At 44.7% G+C, this 16,795-nt stretch carries 13 protein-coding genes; 5 read left to right on the top strand and 8 right to left on the bottom strand.

Annotation, left to right across the window (positions count from 1 at the left end; genetic code table 11):
• Nucleotides 1–119 precede the first annotated feature (119 nt).
• Nucleotides 120–959 (bottom strand): fatty acid metabolism transcriptional regulator FadR, encoded by an 840-nt coding sequence (gene fadR / locus MSG33_RS15065; protein ID WP_005396954.1) that lies wholly within the window; start codon nucleotides 957–959, stop codon nucleotides 120–122.
• A 639-nt stretch (nucleotides 960–1,598) separates the two neighbouring features.
• Here fadR and nhaB point away from each other — a divergent pair.
• Together nhaB and dsbB are read left to right on the top strand one after the other, a co-directional pair.
• Nucleotides 1,599–3,185, top strand: a complete 1,587-nt coding sequence (nhaB, locus tag MSG33_RS15060; RefSeq protein WP_005396952.1) for a Na(+)/H(+) antiporter NhaB — start codon at nucleotides 1,599–1,601, stop codon at nucleotides 3,183–3,185.
• Between the two features lie 83 nt (nucleotides 3,186–3,268).
• Nucleotides 3,269–3,805, top strand: a complete 537-nt coding sequence (gene dsbB / locus MSG33_RS15055) for a disulfide bond formation protein DsbB (protein ID WP_005396949.1) — start codon at nucleotides 3,269–3,271, stop codon at nucleotides 3,803–3,805.
• 91 nt (nucleotides 3,806–3,896) lie between these two features.
• Here dsbB and MSG33_RS15050 read toward each other — a convergent pair whose 3' ends face one another.
• Complete coding sequence (locus tag MSG33_RS15050; RefSeq protein ID WP_248381371.1) at nucleotides 3,897–4,514, bottom strand: YecA family protein; 618 nt, start codon at nucleotides 4,512–4,514, stop codon at nucleotides 3,897–3,899.
• Between the two features lie 170 nt (nucleotides 4,515–4,684).
• Between MSG33_RS15050 and dusC the strand changes: the two genes are divergently transcribed.
• Nucleotides 4,685–5,644, top strand: a complete 960-nt coding sequence (gene dusC, locus MSG33_RS15045) for a tRNA dihydrouridine(16) synthase DusC (RefSeq protein WP_006742820.1) — start codon at nucleotides 4,685–4,687, stop codon at nucleotides 5,642–5,644.
• Nucleotides 5,645–5,679: 35 nt separating this feature from the next.
• Here the strand turns inward: dusC and MSG33_RS15040 are convergent, their stop codons facing one another.
• From MSG33_RS15040 to yfbV, 6 genes are all read right to left on the bottom strand, one after another.
• Nucleotides 5,680–7,155, bottom strand: a complete 1,476-nt coding sequence (locus MSG33_RS15040; RefSeq protein ID WP_248381370.1) for a GGDEF domain-containing protein — start codon at nucleotides 7,153–7,155, stop codon at nucleotides 5,680–5,682.
• A 174-nt stretch (nucleotides 7,156–7,329) separates the two neighbouring features.
• Nucleotides 7,330–9,156 carry a maltodextrin glucosidase gene (malZ, locus tag MSG33_RS15035; protein WP_248381369.1) on the bottom strand — a complete coding sequence of 609 codons (1,827 nt, stop codon included), beginning with the start codon at nucleotides 9,154–9,156 and terminating at the stop codon, nucleotides 7,330–7,332.
• A gap of 141 nt (nucleotides 9,157–9,297) precedes the next feature.
• A complete protein-coding gene (locus MSG33_RS15030) occupies nucleotides 9,298–10,092 on the bottom strand; it encodes an ABC transporter ATP-binding protein (protein WP_248381368.1) in 795 nt (264 codons plus the stop codon).
• Nucleotides 10,089–11,024, bottom strand: coding sequence for an ABC transporter permease (locus MSG33_RS15025; RefSeq protein WP_005396632.1), 936 nt, complete (start codon nucleotides 11,022–11,024; stop codon nucleotides 10,089–10,091). Before MSG33_RS15025 ends, MSG33_RS15030 begins: the two co-directional genes overlap by 4 nt.
• Nucleotides 11,025–11,197: 173 nt before the next feature.
• Nucleotides 11,198–12,163 (bottom strand): ABC transporter substrate-binding protein, encoded by a 966-nt coding sequence (locus MSG33_RS15020; RefSeq protein ID WP_248381367.1) that lies wholly within the window; start codon nucleotides 12,161–12,163, stop codon nucleotides 11,198–11,200.
• A 329-nt stretch (nucleotides 12,164–12,492) separates the two neighbouring features.
• On the bottom strand, nucleotides 12,493–12,945 hold the full coding sequence (yfbV, locus tag MSG33_RS15015; RefSeq protein WP_005380809.1) for a terminus macrodomain insulation protein YfbV: 453 nt from the start codon (nucleotides 12,943–12,945) through the stop codon (nucleotides 12,493–12,495).
• A 346-nt stretch (nucleotides 12,946–13,291) separates the two neighbouring features.
• On the opposite strand from yfbV, the gene MSG33_RS15010 reads away from it, so the two are divergent.
• Nucleotides 13,292–14,488 (top strand): acetate kinase, encoded by a 1,197-nt coding sequence (locus tag MSG33_RS15010; protein ID WP_005396635.1) that lies wholly within the window; start codon nucleotides 13,292–13,294, stop codon nucleotides 14,486–14,488.
• A gap of 136 nt (nucleotides 14,489–14,624) precedes the next feature.
• The gene (gene pta, locus MSG33_RS15005; RefSeq protein ID WP_005396636.1) at nucleotides 14,625–16,769 is read left to right on the top strand and encodes a phosphate acetyltransferase; all 2,145 of its coding nucleotides are present in this window, start codon (nucleotides 14,625–14,627) and stop codon (nucleotides 16,767–16,769) included.
• The last annotated feature ends 26 nt before the right edge of the window (nucleotides 16,770–16,795 follow it).

Raw genomic sequence — 16,795 nt, 5'->3', positions numbered from 1 at the left:
GCTCTATACAGTACCGTGCCAATTGTCACAACAGGAACGTAACTGGTATCTATTGGTAAAAACAAAAAAACCGCAGACCTTAGGTTCTGCGGTTTTTCATTCATCTAACTTCTTAGCGCTTAGCTGTCATCTTCTGTGAAGTTCGTTGGTAATTGCTTTTTCATCTCATTCCAGATTAGCGCGCTTTCCATACCATAGTGACGAATCACAACTGGCAGTTGTTCACGCTGACCACTTTCACAAGTTTCTAGCAACTGATGGTAAAACTTCAGCGCTAGCTCACGAGAAGCTGGGTTTGAGAAATAATAGCTACCAACGCGATCATAGAGCTTCTTCAAGCCATTAAAAATCAAACCGTAAATCTGATTCCCTGAATGGAATGCTAGGCGTTGGAACAACATGTAGTCGTAAAAGTTGAACGTTTTAGCAATCAAGATTTCTTGACGCTTCGCTTCATCTTTCTCGTTGTCTTCTTTCACGTTCTGTAAGACTTTCTCAGCATAAGGTGAAGAAGCGATGAAATCGTCCCAAGAAGCAGCATTCATTAAAGCTTCACAAGATTCAATTACATTCTTGATCGTGCGCTCAGAGTTCTCTTTATTTGCTTTAAATGCATAACGCATAAAGATAGGGCTGATGTTGGTACGTGCTGCAAGCAAATCTTCTACAATGTTTGTTGCGTTATCTACGTCCAACGTCATCAACGTATCCAAAATATGCAGACCAGAGGTCTCCATAAATTGGTTTACCTTCGTTGGTTTACCGTGTTGGATTGTTAACCAACCATCACGGGCTAGTCGTTGAAGAACCTCTCGTAAAGTCGTTCGAGTAACACCAATTAGCTCAGACAGCTCGCGTTCAGCAGGTAAAATAGAGCCAGGAGGAAAACGGCCGTTCCAAATGCTCTCGATAATATATTTTTCTGCGAATCCCGCAGGGCTTTTCGCCTTTATGACCATTCTACTTTTTATCCAATATTGATTTCTGAGGGTCGATACTACTCATCATACCACTACTTAACGGTTTGAGAAAATTTACGATCAATAATTGAAACGATTCTACAATATAGAGTTAATACTCTATATGTTATGTCAATCTAGGACGGTCTGACGTGCGAGTGAAAGCGGTAAAATCTGAATTTTCGTTTAATTAAACAGCTCACAAATTGCGGAGAAATAAAGACAACTGCGTCACAATTTTATATTCAAAATATGAAAAATTACTTTGTATATCACAGTTAATATTCTTTCTTAATTTGCCTTTTCTCGTCACTGACCGTCATTTAAAATCCAAGAGGATTTTTTTGAGCCTTTCATGATATAGTAACGCCGTTTTGATCGCGTTATTACATTTAAAAAGTCATTTTAGTCGGTAGCATCACGTTTTGTTATTGACTAATAAATGCCTGAGTGTAGAGTTTGCGGTCGAAAGTGAGCGGTGCTTGAGTTCAGGGGAAGTAACTTGGCAAGACTGCAATAAACAAAGGATTGTTGTTTTACTAAGTTATTGTTTTAAAAGACTAGTTAATAAGTCTAACAAACAGATACTTAAGCACTATTGTAGTGTCTATTCATAATTTTGTTATAAAGAGAATTATCATGCCGATATCGCTCGGAAACGCTTTTATCAAGAACTTTCTTGGTAAAGCGCCTGATTGGTACAAAGTTGCCATTATAGCCTTCTTAATAATTAACCCGATTGTATTCTTCCTAATAAACCCATTTGTTGCTGGGTGGTTGCTGGTTGCTGAATTTATTTTCACGCTTGCAATGGCATTAAAATGCTACCCATTACAACCTGGTGGTTTACTTGCTATTGAAGCCATCGCTATCGGCATGACTAGCCCTGCGCAAGTTAAGCACGAGTTGGTGGCAAATATTGAAGTATTACTGCTTCTGGTATTTATGGTTGCGGGCATCTACTTCATGAAGCATTTATTGCTATTCATTTTTACCAAAATTTTACTTGGTATTCGCTCCAAAACCCTTCTATCACTTGCGTTTTGCTTTGCCGCAGCATTTTTATCTGCGTTTTTGGATGCTTTGACGGTTATCGCCGTTGTTATCAGTGTGGCGATCGGTTTCTACTCTATCTACCACAAAGTGGCGTCAGGTAACCCGATTGGTGACCATGACCACACACAAGATGACACGATCACTGAGCTAACGCGTGATGACTTAGAAAACTACCGCGCCTTTTTACGCTCATTGTTGATGCACGCTGGTGTAGGTACTGCGTTAGGTGGCGTAACCACTATGGTAGGTGAACCTCAAAACTTAATTATTGCAGACCAAGCGGGTTGGTTATTTGGTGAATTCCTAATCCGTATGTCTCCAGTGACGCTACCCGTATTTTTCTGCGGTCTCATTACTTGTGCTCTAGTCGAAAAGCTTAAAGTGTTTGGCTACGGTGCAAAGCTTCCTAACAACGTTCGTCAAATCCTCGTTGACTTTGACAATGAAGAGCGCAAAACGCGTACCAATCAAGATGTTGCAAAACTATGGGTTCAAGGACTTATTGCTGTTTGGTTGATCGTGGCATTAGCCTTGCATTTGGCAGCGGTAGGCTTAATTGGTCTTTCAGTGATCATCTTAGCGACGGCTTTCACTGGCGTCATTGAAGAGCATTCCATGGGTAAAGCGTTTGAAGAGGCTCTGCCTTTCACTGCACTACTTGCGGTATTTTTCTCTATCGTTGCGGTAATCATCGACCAAGAGTTGTTTAAACCAGTTATCGACGCGGTGCTTGCCGTTGAAGATAAAGGCACTCAGTTAGCTCTGTTCTATGTCGCGAATGGCTTACTATCAATGGTGTCGGATAACGTATTCGTCGGTACGGTTTACATCAATGAAGTAAAAACAGCACTCATTGAAGGTCTCATTACTCGCGAGCAGTTCGACTTACTGGCAGTTGCTATCAACACTGGTACTAACCTACCATCTGTTGCTACGCCAAACGGTCAAGCGGCATTCCTATTCCTACTCACCTCGGCTCTCGCTCCATTAATTCGTCTGTCTTACGGTCGAATGGTTATCATGGCGCTGCCTTACACCATCGTTCTTGCGATTGTCGGGCTAATGGGCATTATGTTCTTCCTAGAGCCTGCAACGGCTTCTTTCTACGATGCAGGCTGGATTTTACCTCATAGTGGTGATCTGACTCCCGTAGTCTCCGGCGGTCACTAAAATTTGAGTTGATTAGGAAACTTATCCACGTTAAAAAGCTCTGAGTATTCAGAGCTTTTTCTATTTCAGACAGGAACAAAAACGTGACTATTTTAAATTCACTTAACCAGTTTTCGAAGGGACGCTTATCGTGGCTGCTGCTTCTGCTATTCGTCGTTTTCTTTGAAGCATGTGCCCTCTATTTTCAGCACGTCATGATGCTTGCACCATGTGTCATGTGTATCTACGAACGAGTCGCGATGATGGGAGTGGGTGTCGCTGCAATCGTTGGTCTTATGGCACCAAATAACCCAGTTTTCCGTTGGCTAGGTTTGATTGGCTGGGGATTAAGCTCTTACAAAGGACTGTTGCTTGCTCAGCAGCACGTTGATTATCAGTTTAACCCATCACCATTCGCGACTTGTGATTTATTCGTAACATTCCCTAGTTGGGCTCCGCTTAATCAGTGGGTTCCTTGGATGTTCGAAGCATACGGCGATTGCTCGAAGATTGTTTGGCAATTCCTCGATTTATCAATGCCACAATGGTTAGTAGTTATTTTCGCTGGCAATTTAATTGCTTTAGCATTAATTGTGATCGCACAATTCTTCCCAGCAAGACGCACTAATCCGATTCGTTAATCCTTCAGAGAAATGATAACGAAAAAAGCCGACCAGATGGTCGGCTTTTTACTGAGTAAACATCGCGGCTATTTAACTTAACCACGTTAACTCAACCACGTGATTGACCACAACACTGCTTGAACTTTTTGCCGCTCTCACAAGGACAAGGATCATTGCGCCCGATACCTTTGAATGGGTTTAGGCTTTGAGCCTTATTGCCTACCATCAACTCATCCGCACCTAACGCCACTTCACCGACCATCAAATCAAGCTGGTCGATCAAGTCTGCAAGAGCTGGAGGCGTTTCAATACCGGCGTCGCGCATCTGTTGCTGCGTTGCCGACTCATCGATAGCCAGCATCAAAGTGGTCAGTAATGCTTGTAGCATACGCTGCAATCCATCATTGAGCTCAACGTCTTGCCATTGTTCTTCAATCATTGGCCAAACAGACATAAAGCCTTCGGCAAAATCAGCAAGTTGTTCAGGTTTCTTGCCTGCTAGCTCTAGCACGGAATATTCGTTTCGTTGAATTCGGTTGTGCTGCTTGTGAATTTGCTCTTCTACTGCCGGTTGAATCGCTTTGAATTCTTCACCTAATAGCGGCTCTAACCACTTTTCAGGAGCGAGTGGTTTTGTCGTCAGATTCGCAGCGAGCACTGCGCCTTCGATAAATAGGCAAGATTCATCGATGTGAATTTCGCCTTTCTCAATCAATGTGTATTGCATGACATCTGGTTTCCCATAAATTTGGCGGCATTATACCTCAGAGCATAAAAGCACGTAACCGGGAGTTGCGAGTTTGACTGTATTGAGTGCTTTGAGTCTTTTAATGACAAACTTAGCTTACATCGCTACAATCGCCCTCCTTTTTATCACCAAACTGTATTAGGCAAACTATGCGAGTTGTACTAGGCCCAATGGAAGGCGTTTTAGACCATTTGATGCGCCAAATCCTGACCGAGATAAACGACTATGACCTATGTGTTACGGAATTTGTTCGAGTCATCGACCAGTTATTGCCCGATCATGTATTTCACCGTTTATGCCCGGAGCTGTTGCAAGGTTCTCAAACCGCATCAGGTGTGCCAGTACATGTGCAATTGTTAGGACAAGAACCAAACTGGATGGCTGAGAACGCAATTAAAGCGGCAAGCCTTGGCGCTAGAGGCATCGATATAAATTTTGGTTGCCCAGCCAAAATGGTCAATAAAAGTAAGGGCGGTGCTGCTCTACTTCAGCACCCTGAGCTAATTCACCGTGTGGTTAAGGCATGTCGAGAAGCCGTTCCAGAGGCTATTCCTGTGACCGCAAAAATTCGTCTTGGCTGGGAAAACCCTGAAGATTGCTTTGAAATTGTTGATGCCATTCAATCTGCTGGTGCAAATGAACTCACCGTTCACGCTCGGACTAAGCAGGGTGGTTACAAAGCGTCTGAGATAAAATGGGATTACATCAACCAAATTCGCGAACGTTTTGATATTCCGCTTATTGCGAATGGCGAAATTTGGAATTATGAAGATGGTCAACGTTGCATTGAAACGACTGGCGTTGACTCTTTGATGGTGTGCCGCGGCGCTTTCAATATCCCTAACTTGGGCAATATGGTAAAACACAACCACCAGCCAATGTCATGGCCCGAAGTGGTTGAGCTACTGATCTACTACTCCAAGTTTGAGATGAAAGGCGACAAAGGTTTGTACTATCCAAATCGCGTAAAACAATGGTTCTCTTACTTACGTCAGGCCTATCCTGAAGCAAAAGATCTATTCAGAGAAATCCGAACGTTTAACAAAGCCGCGCCGATTGTTGAGCATATTCAACGTTATCGTGATGAGTTAAATTCTCAGGTTGCATAAAACCCGAGTATTGCAAAGGGCGAACTGCTCGCCCTTTAAGCGCTTAGGTCTTCGTAGCAAATCTTATTTTTGCCTGTACTCTTGGCTTGATATAACTTTTCATCCGCCGCTTTAAATAACTCATCAAAGCTTTCCACTCGGTTCTCTTTACTGAACACCACACCGCCAGAGATCGTAAAACCTTCTTTAGTCACGCGTGTCGAGCGTTCGTCTATGGCTTTTTTTACCCGCTCTAGAATTAGCTTAATGCCTTCCGAGTCTTCGTCGTAAATGGCCAACACGAACTCTTCACCACCAAATCTTGAGGCGACATCGGTGTGGCGAATATTTTCACGTATACATTTTGCAACTAGCTGAATCGCAGAATCGCCGACATCATGACCATAGGTATCATTGATCTTCTTGAAGTTATCAATATCGAACACTGCTAATGCAACCTGTTTTTTCGTCATCTTATTGCGCCACACGGTTTGCATTCCTCGACGGTTCAACAAACTCGTCATCGGATCTCTGGCGGCGAGATCTTTGAAATAACGACGCTCACTATGCATATTCACATAGAACAATACGACTGTGCTCAAAACGTAAATAGAGAGCGCAACAATAAGGCTGTATTTTTCGAAAACCGCTAGGTTCTTAGCTTCATCCCAAAGGTTGTACTCGTAGTACATGCTGTGATTCGCACTCAATCGCTCTAACTCGACTGGTTTGATCCGTGTACTGTTTGAAGGAATGGATTGTAAATTGGAAACCAAATGAAACTTACCAACAAGACCTAGCGACGAAGCCATCAACGCATTGACATCAAAATCAATGGACAGCACTCCTTGATGCCTCCCTTTTTCGTAAACAGGCACTGTCAAACTAATGGTTTGACCTTCCATCGAATCCAACGTCGGCCCAGGTCCGGCCAAGGTGATGTTCACTTTATCTTGTGCGGTTTTTTGCCAAAATGGGCGCGCTTTTAGCGTTGACCAAAGCTCTCTAGTGAAGTTTTTCGCGTACGTGTCAGGAGACGAAATAACGTAACCACGCTTATCGATGTAATGAATACCAACGATGTGGGATTCAATATCGTGCAGAAAAGACAATGACGGTGCAAAACCCGCCTTTTGTTCAGCTGATTGGTTAATCGTTGAACCTTGCTGACATAAGCTTTCATCGCCCACTATCATGTAATCAAGATCAACCGCAGGTAACCCCTCACTATAGACACTCTCTAGCAACAAAACGTCTATCGGCCAAATATAACAAATCCCCTTTTTGACTAAAGAATTGTGCTCTTCAGACAATGGGTTAGCGTAATTCGTATAATTAGTAAAGCTGTAATCTAAGGCGGTGAGAACTTTAATACCACGGGACATGGCACGATCAATACGTGCATACTCTGAATCAATATAACGGTTAACCGCATCATAGTAATTTTTCGTTGTAACGAGTAAAATCACTACAAATAGTGCCAGAGGAAAAAAGATGACAAATGAGAGGCTAAATCGCCTTTGGTTTACCATTGAGTACCATGCATATGAAAGGTCAATAGTCTCTTATGACAGCTGTTAAATTGATACTCGTTATCTGGTGACGCATGCAATACAGCACCAGATAACAAGAGACCAAACAAATGAGTGCGCGCTGTTTGAGACCGTTTATATATTAAAGGAGTTTAATCAATATAGAGTGTGGTGTCACTTTAGTCGCCATAATTTGCAGCTCTGTGCCGACATATTGACAGAGATATGACTCTTATAATCAATAAGTTCGCGTCCATCCAGCAATGACGAAAGGTGGGCAGCCTCCAAACCAAGTTGCCACAGAGGCAAGTCAATTGAACACTCATCGCCACTTAGATTCATCACAACAACGATCGCTTCACTTCCAAGTACGCGCGCATAAGCCAGCTCGTTGGTATCGCAATGCAGCCATTGAATACTACCAGACTGTAAAGACTTGTACTGTTTACGTATCGAAATCCATTGCTTGTAAATCGACAGCCATGCTGAGTTTTCGATTTCATTCCAAGGGAAACAGCGACGATTATCCGGGTCCAGCCCTCCCTCTAGTCCGACTTCACTCCCATAGTAAATACAAGGTGTACCGACGTATGTCATGAGCAGAGCAAGTGCGATGTTCATTTTACGCTTATCACCATCAACCAGTGTGATAAAACGAGCAGTATCATGACTATCGAGTTGATTTAGCTGCGATAGCTGATTCGAAAATGGAATTTTTGCTCTGGCTTCGTCCAACCATGCTTTAAACTCCAAACCATCAATGTTGATTGGTTCATACATAATATCTTGCTGCGCGATAAAAGCTCGAACTGGATGAGCAAAACCGTAGTAGTTCATCGCCCCATCCTCTTGGTCACCTTGCAGCCACTGTGTTGCTTCAAAAAAGTGTTCACCTAGCACATAGGCATTCGGATTGACTGACTTCGTCGCATGGCGAAACGCTTCAACATAATGAGCATTGTTTTTCGCACCCTCTCCTTCGCCAAGCATATGAATAACATCAAATCGCCAACCATCGACTGAGTATGGAGGCTTAAGCCAGTGCTTAATGACAGATGCTTCGCTTTGATAGATATAGTCACGCACTTGTTCATTTTCGAAGTTCAGAACCGGTAAGTTACCAATACCCTTCCAACCGATATAATGATTGGTTTCGTCTTCGAAAAAGTAGTAATCGCGGAACTTTGACTGCGGATGACCATACGCCCCCTCTCCTTTTTGTTGGATATCAAACCAAGAATGATGGACTGACGTGTGGTTAAACACCGCGTCTAAGACAATCTTCATATTCTTACCGCGAATCTTCTCACACAGTTCCGCAAACTGAGCATTGGTTCCAAACATAGGATCAACAGTGAAGTAATCGGTGGTGTCGTATTTATGATTACTTGGTGAAGAAAAGATCGGATTAAAATAAAGCGCAGTAACGCCGAGCTGTTCAAGATAGTCCAACTTTTGTTCCACACCTTTGAGGTCGCCGCCAAAGAATTCACGTGCCCCGGTATTTTGGTGAGAGCCTACCGCTTCTCCCCACGATTTAATGATCGCTTCTGAATCATGCTGAACATAAGCTTTACGAATGTCAGATTCACTTTTACTAGCAGAAAAACGGTCAGGAAATATTTGATAGAACACTTGCTCCTGGACCCAGCTTGGTGGTTGATGGTTTACATTCAACTTAAAGTGGAACTCTTTGGGTGGAATACGCTTTTGTATGCCTCGTGCATCGAGCCAGTATTGTTGTCCATCTTTGAGAAGCTTAAACACATAATGTGTGACATCTCGATCTCGATTTGGGCGGAACGATGCTTCCCATAGTAACAATTCCCCAGCAGTTCCTACTTGAGTCATGTCGACCAGACATTCTTCATTGTCCGGCTCAAGACGCACATATACGGAATCAAAATCCAATGTCTCGGTTTTCAGTCTGACTGTGACTTGCTCGTGATTAAAAGCTAAACCATCAATGGTTTGACTATGAAAAATAAATGGCAGGTTCATTATGGGCACTCCTCGTCATCGGATATGCCACTATGTTATTGAAGAATGAGAGACAAGAAATCCTCCTTGCGAGTTGACATATAAGCCAATTTTCCCAAGGAGGATCACACTTAGTAGGCGTAGTGACTTGTCGGATACCGCTTAGTTCAACAAGAGACTGTCATCTGCAAGCTCTTCACCACGCACTTTGGAGAACATATCCAACAAGTCTGGTACCTGCATGTTAGCGCGCTGCTCTCCAGCCACATCAAGCACAATTTTACCTTGGTGAAGCATTACGGTCCTATCGCCACATGCTAATGCGTCTTTCATCGAATGCGTCACCATCATCACGGTTAAATCGAACTCATCGACAATACGTTTAGTTAAGTCGATAACAAACGCCGCCATACGAGGATCAAGCGCAGCCGTGTGTTCATCAAGCAGTAACAACTTACTCTCCGATAACGTCGCCATCACAAGGCTAACAGCTTGTCGTTGTCCACCGGACAGTAAGCCAATGCTATCGCCCAGACGATCTTCTAAGCCAAGCCCTAGGATGCTAATTCGCTCTTGGAACAGCTTGCGACGTTTAGTTGAAAGCGCCAAACCCCAACTGCGTTTTTTACCACGCATGTACGCTAAAGCCATGTTCTCTTCTATCGTTAGCTCTCCACAGGTTCCGGCCAATGGATCTTGAAACACTCGTGCGCATTGCGTCGCACGCTGGGCTACCGTCTGCTTGGTGACGTCTTTGCCATCAATGATCACCTGACCACCTATCATCGGCGTCTCACCTGTCACCGCACCAAGCAACGTCGATTTTCCTGCGCCATTAGAACCAATCACGGTAAGAAATTGATGCTCTGGAACCTCTAAAGAGACGCCTTTCAATGCACGATTTTCTAAAATCGTCCCAGGGTTGAACGTGACCTGAATGTTATTAAGTTCAATCATAACGCCTCCCCAGAACCATTTTTTGATGCCGCTTGTTTAGCATCAGTAACGCGTTGTTTCGCTCTCATGCTCTGTTTTAGCTTTGGAGCAATAAGCGCCACAGCCACCAATACTGCGGTAACCAGGTTGAGGTCTGAAGCTTGTAAACCAAACATGCCAGAGCTCAAAGCGAAAGCCACTGCAAGACGATAAAGTACCGAACCGATGATGACAGCAAATACCGCAACCCAAATTTTTCGCCCGGGAATAAGGGTCTGGCCCAAAATCACAGCAGCCAAACCAACCACAATGGTGCCCACGCCAGAGGTCACATCTGCAAAGCTGTTCGTTTGTGCAAACAACGCGCCTGCGAATCCGACAAAACCGTTGGATAAAGCCAACCCAAAGTAGGTATAAAAACCAGTGCTCGCCCCTTGCGCAGAAACCATACGCGCATTCACGCCCGTGGCTCGTAAACCAAGACCAAAGTCGCTGTTGAGCAAGCGAATCACAAAGAAAGCGGACAAAAGAACTAAGACCCCAACAACCAGAGGACGAATGAACATCGGATCGCCCAAGGCTTCAAACGGCGTGAGAATCGTATCCTCTCCAAGCAACGCCATATTAGGTTTGCCCATAATACGAATATTGATTGAAAATGCCGCGATCATGGTAAGAATGGAAGCTAACAGGTGCAAAATACCACATCGAACAGCCAGAAAAGCGGTTATCCAACCCGTCATACTACCGGCTATCATCGCCATTATTGTCGCAAGCCAAGGATTAATACCTGCGACAATCGCCGTTGCAGCCACCGCCGCTCCCATTGGAAAGCTGCCATCCACACTCAAATCGGGGAAATCGAGAACACGAAACGTAAGATACACACCCAAGGCAACTAGGCCATAAATTAAGCCAATTTCGAGTGCGCCAAAAAAAGCAAATGCAGACATAACTGCTCCTTTCTGCATGTTCAGGCTGGCTAATACCAACCTGAACTTAAGACTTCTAACGTATACTCCCTTCTTCTTTAGCAGAGTGCTCTGCACGAGAAGTCCGGCGAGTATCAATTTTGGGGCAAGCATCTACCAACCAATGTGACAGGCTTAACCCAAAAAAGCGTTACTTATTGCATGCTTGTCGCACGTTCAACCACAGAACTTGGCAGCTTGATACCGAGCTTAGATGCCGCGCTTTCATTAATTACGAGGTCAGATCCCGTCGCGACTTTTACATCCAATTTGCCTGGTTCTTGACCATCAAGAATCGCCGCCACGTAATCAGCGGTTTGCACACCAACCTGGTAGTAGTCAAAACCTAAGCCTGCAATTGCTCCTTTTTCGACATATGACGTCGCACCACCAAAGACAGGTTTTTTCGCTTGAATCGCTGCCACAATCATCCCTTCAATCGCACTTGCAACTGTATTGTCTGTTGGGGCGTAAAGAATGTCTGATTTCGCTGCAATCGCTTGAGTCGCAGACTGAACATCAGCACTTTTTAGTGCGGTCGCTTCAACCACTTGTATGCCTTTTGCTTCTGCGCTTTCTTTTAGCAGTTCAACCAAAGTCACGGCATTAGCTTCACCGGGATTAAATACAACCCCGATGCTTTTCACCTGAGGGAGAATTTCTTGGATGAGGTCGACATGCTGAGCAACGGGTGAAAGATCAGACAGGCCAGTTACGTTTTTGCCTGGTTGTTCCATCGACTTAACCAATTTCGCACCGACCGGATCTGTTACCGCAGTAAAGACAACAGGAATAGAGCGCGTTGCCGACACCAAGGCTTGTGCCGAAGGCGTCGCGATACCCACTAACACATCAGGATTTTCGCCGACGTACTGACGGGCAATTTGCACTGCAATCGCAGGGTTACCCTGTGCGGTCTTATAATCAAATTCTAGATTTTTGCCTTCTTCGTAGCCTTTCGCTTTTAAACCATCAAGCAATCCTTGACGCGTCGCGTCTAACGCGGGGTGTTCGACAATTTGTGAAACTGCAACGGTTGCAGTGGCGGCCAGTACATTGGCAGAAGAGAAAATAGCAGTAGCAGATAGAACGGCAGTGGCTAATAAACGTTTCGTTTTCATCATAACTCCTTGATGTGACTTCGTCCTTGTTTCGCGAGCATTCAACATGAATATCGACTCGTGAATTCAAATGTTTGAAGGGGGTAATGTTGTGTTCGTATAACTGTGCACTTCTTGCGCATCTTGTTTTTATTATTACTACTAAGTCTTAGTAAAGAAAAGAAAGATTTAACACTAAAGCAACATTTGTGATCGGGGGACTTCTTCATCCGGAAAGAATCTTTGGTAAACAAAGCTTCGCTCGCTTCATCAACGACCGTCAAAGTAGGTAATAGAGGCAGGATCAAAAATGGAGCGGCTAGTGCACACTCCATTTCAAACAATTTAAATTAGAACCAACGCTCTAGTGACGACTTATCGAGCTGGCGAAACGCTCGGTTCAGTATTATCGCAAGCTCTTTATAACGAGGGCGAGCTTTAACAGGCTCTAGTGCAAAACCTGTTTCCACAATTTTTTGATGCAGCTCCCGATACCAAGACGCCAGAGAAGGCGGCAATTTCGTGTTGGATCGAGCACCAAGCCACCAAATCCCTTGGAGTGGCAAGCTAATCGCAAACAAGGCGACAACAATAGACTGAGGTAACGCGTGGTAATTGTTGAATGCCATTTGAGTGAGTACGCTGATCGCAGCGACGGCTGGCATGACTTTAATGCCAAAGCGAGTCGCCTTAATGATACGCTGTTCCGGAAATATGGCGCTTAGCTCTTTACGAACCGGCCAGATCTCCATGTAATTCTGGCCATCTTTCAGGCTATGGATCAATCCGACTTTATTACTCATACCGCTCTCTCACTAAAAAATAGTTGAACATTTCAACTGAAGGTACAAAAAATTGATGAAAGTTAATATTCTTTCAAATTTTTTTTGTTATCATTGCTTATTATCGCTATCCTTTGCAGACCCTCAATCTCATTGTTGCTGTTATTTACAATTTAAGCAACTCCGAGATATCTATCTGCACGGATCGCATCATAGTGATGGATGGGTTCATCACTATTTCTTTATATGGAATTAGAACAATTTTTGACCAGGATTAGTACGCAGCCTTCTGGGTATCGGCTATTCTTGTGATTAATTTTTCATTCTTTAACTGATTTTTTATCAGACGAATAACAGGTAGTCATACATGTCTAAGCTAGTTTTAGTTTTAAACTGCGGTAGTTCTTCTCTTAAATTTGCCGTTGTTGATGCCGAGAACGGCGACGAGCACTTATCAGGTCTTGCTGAGTGTCTTCACCTTCCTGAAGCTCGCATCAAGTGGAAACTTGATGGCAAGCACGAAGCTCAACTAGGCAATGGTGCAGCTCACGAAGAAGCACTAGCGTTTATGGTAGAAACTATTCTTGCTTCTAAGCCAGAGCTTAAAGCTAACCTAGGCGCAATCGGTCACCGTATCGTTCACGGCGGCGAGCAGTTCACTCAATCTGCACTAATCACTGATGAAGTTCTAAAAGGTATTCAAGACGCTGCAACATTTGCACCTCTTCATAACCCTGCCCACATCATCGGTATCGAAGCGGCTAAGAAAAACTTCCCAGAGCTGAAAAACGTTGCTGTATTTGACACTGCGTTCCACCAAACTATGCCTGAAGAGTCTTACCTATACGCTCTTCCATACAACCTATACAAAGAACACGGTATCCGTCGTTACGGTATGCACGGTACTTCTCACTTGTTCATCACTCGTGAAGTTGCTGGCCTACTAAACAAACCAGTTGAAGAAGTAAACATCATCAACTGTCACCTAGGTAACGGCGCGTCTGTATGTGCAATCAAGAACGGTCAATCTGTAGACACTTCTATGGGTCTTACTCCACTTGAAGGTCTAGTAATGGGTACTCGCTGTGGCGACATCGACCCTGCGATCATCTTCCACCTGCACGACGCTCTAGGTTACTCTGTTGATCAAATCAACACGATGCTAACTAAAGAGTCTGGTCTTCAAGGTCTAACTGAAGTGACTTCTGATTGTCGTTTCGTTGAAGACAACTACGGTGAGAAAGAAGAAGCAACACGCGCAATGGACGTGTTCTGCCACCGTCTAGCTAAGTACGTAGCTGGCTACACTGCTTCAATGGACGGTCGTCTAGACGCAATCACTTTCACTGGCGGTATCGGCGAGAACTCTGGCCCTATCCGTGAAATGGTTCTAAACCGTCTTGGCATCTTCGGTATCGAAGTAGATAGCGAAGCTAACCTTAAAGCTCGCTTCGGCGGCGAAGGCGTTATCACGACTGAAAACAGCCGTATCCCTGCAATGGTTATCTCTACTAACGAAGAGCTAGTCATCGCTGAAGACACTGCACGCCTGACAGGTCTTTAATTGAATTACTGGCTAGCCACTCGGCTAGCCAGATTTTCATTCAAACGAATTTCTTAGGGGCTCAACTCCTATTCTTCGAGCTTCATGGAATAAGAGTTGAGCTTTTATCCCCCAAATAGCTAAAGGTACTCTACGAATGTCTCGTACTATTATGCTTATCCCTACTAGCGCAGGCGTTGGCCTAACAAGCGTTAGCATGGGTGTTCTTCGCGCTATGGAGCGTAAAGGCGTTAAAGTTTCTTTCTACAAGCCAATCTGTCAGCCACGTTCAGGTGGTGATCAGCCAGATCTGACTTCAACTATCGTTGGCCACAACAGCGATATGAAGATCGGTGAACCAATGGCGATGTCTGTTGCTGAAAGCCTAATCGGTAACGACAACATGGACGAGCTGTTAGAAACCGTTGTTGAACGTTACAACCAAATCAACAAAGACGCAGACGTTACGCTAATCGAAGGTCTTGTACCTACTCGTAAGCACCCATTTGCAAACCAAGTAAACGCGGAAATCGCAGCAACACTTGGTGCAGAAATCGTGCTAGTTGCGACTCCAGGTACTGATAACCCTGCGCAACTGAAAGAGCGTATCGAAGTAGCATGTTCTAACTTCGGCGGCACTAAGAACAAAAACATCTCTGGCGTTATCATCAACAAGCTAAACGCTCCTGTTGACGAAGCTGGCCGTACTCGCCCTGACCTATCTGAAATCTTTGACGATGCAGACAGCGCGAAACAAAACGAATTGAAAGTGATGGAAATTTTCAACACTTCTCCAATTCGTGTACTAGGTTGTGTGCCATGGAGCATTGATCTGATTGCGACTCGTGCAATCGACATGGCTAAGCACCTGAAAGCAGATATCATCAACGAAGGTGACATCAACACTCGTCGCATCAAGAGCATCACTTTCTGTGCACGTTCTCTGCCAAACATGATTGAGCATTTCAAACCTGGCTCTCTACTTGTTACTTCTGCAGACCGTCCTGATGTTATCGTTGCTGCTTCTCTTGCTGCAATGAACGGTGTGGATATTGGTGCTGTACTGCTAACTGGCGGTTACGACATCCCTCGCGAAATCGAAGGTCTATGTAAACCAGCGTTCGACACTGGTCTACCTATCTTCAAAGCACAAGGTAACACTTGGCAGACATCTCTAAACCTACAGAGCTTCAGCATCGAAGTACCTGCAGACGATAAAGAGCGTATCGAGTTCATCAACGAGCACGTTGCTGGTCACATCGACGGTAACTGGATCGAGTCAATGACTGAAGGTACTCAGAAGTCTCGTCGTCTAAGCCCACCAGCGTTCCGTTACCAACTAACTGAACTTGCTCGTAAAGCAGGCAAGCGTATCGTTCTTCCAGAAGGTGACGAACCACGTACTGTTAAAGCGGCAGCAATCTGTGCTGAACGCGGCATTGCAGACTGTGTGCTTCTAGGTAACCCAGATGAAATCCGTCGCGTAGCAGCTCAACAAGGCGTTGAGCTAGGTACTGGCGTAACCATCATCGATGCCGATGCTGTTCGTGAAAACTACGTTGCTCGTCTAGTTGAGCTGCGCGGTGCGAAGGGCATGACTGAAGTTGTGGCTCGTGAGAAGCTACAAGATTCAGTATTCCTAGGCACAATGATGCTTGAGAACGACGAAGTTGACGGCCTAGTTTCTGGTGCTGTTCATACTACGGCGAACACTATCGTTCCTCCGTTCCAAATCATCAAGACTGCACCAAATGCGTCTATCGTATCTTCAGTATTCTTCATGCTTCTGCCTGATCAAGTACTGGTTTACGGTGACTGTGCGATCAACCCAGATCCAACTGCTGAACAGCTTGCTGAAATCGCTATCCAATCTGCTGACTCTGCAGCAGCATTCGGTATCGACCCTCGCGTTGCTATGATCTCTTACTCTACTGGTGAATCTGGTAAGGGTGCAGACGTTGATAAAGTACGTGAAGCAACTCGCATCGCGAAAGAGAAGCGTCCTGATCTAGTGATCGACGGTCCTCTACAGTACGACGCAGCTATCATGGAAAACGTGGCAGCGTCTAAAGCGCCTAACTCTCCAGTAGCAGGTAAAGCGACAGTATTCGTATTCCCAGACCTAAACACGGGTAACACGACTTACAAAGCGGTACAACGTTCAGCTGACCTAGTTTCTATCGGTCCAATGTTGCAAGGTATGCGCAAGCCTGTAAACGACTTGTCTCGTGGCGCGCTAGTAGACGATATCGTGTACACAATCGCTCTAACAGCAATCCAAGCAGACCAAGAAGCTAAATAATCGCTTCTGACATCTAGTTGGACAAC

The sequence above is a fragment of the Vibrio sp. 1CM7H genome, from assembly GCF_023161645.1.
GTDB classification, from domain to species: Bacteria; Pseudomonadota; Gammaproteobacteria; order Enterobacterales; family Vibrionaceae; genus Vibrio; species Vibrio diabolicus.
This window is presented reverse-complemented; position numbering and strand designations above follow the sequence as displayed.

Coding starts and splice junctions, on each gene's coding strand:
- dusC (WP_006742820.1), top strand. CDS start 4,685: ATGCGAGTTGTACTAGGCCCAATGGAAGGCGTTTTAGACCATTTGATG.
- MSG33_RS15030 (WP_248381368.1), bottom strand. CDS start 10,092: ATGATTGAACTTAATAACATTCAGGTCACGTTCAACCCTGGGACGATT.
- yfbV (WP_005380809.1), bottom strand. CDS start 12,945: ATGAGTAATAAAGTCGGATTGATCCATAGCCTGAAAGATGGCCAGAAT.
- pta (WP_005396636.1), top strand. CDS start 14,625: ATGTCTCGTACTATTATGCTTATCCCTACTAGCGCAGGCGTTGGCCTA.
- MSG33_RS15025 (WP_005396632.1), bottom strand. CDS start 11,024: ATGTCTGCATTTGCTTTTTTTGGCGCACTCGAAATTGGCTTAATTTAT.
- nhaB (WP_005396952.1), top strand. CDS start 1,599: ATGCCGATATCGCTCGGAAACGCTTTTATCAAGAACTTTCTTGGTAAA.
- MSG33_RS15040 (WP_248381370.1), bottom strand. CDS start 7,155: ATGGTAAACCAAAGGCGATTTAGCCTCTCATTTGTCATCTTTTTTCCT.
- fadR (WP_005396954.1), bottom strand. CDS start 959: ATGGTCATAAAGGCGAAAAGCCCTGCGGGATTCGCAGAAAAATATATT.
- MSG33_RS15050 (WP_248381371.1), bottom strand. CDS start 4,514: ATGCAATACACATTGATTGAGAAAGGCGAAATTCACATCGATGAATCT.
- MSG33_RS15020 (WP_248381367.1), bottom strand. CDS start 12,163: ATGAAAACGAAACGTTTATTAGCCACTGCCGTTCTATCTGCTACTGCT.
- malZ (WP_248381369.1), bottom strand. CDS start 9,156: ATGAACCTGCCATTTATTTTTCATAGTCAAACCATTGATGGTTTAGCT.
- MSG33_RS15010 (WP_005396635.1), top strand. CDS start 13,292: ATGTCTAAGCTAGTTTTAGTTTTAAACTGCGGTAGTTCTTCTCTTAAA.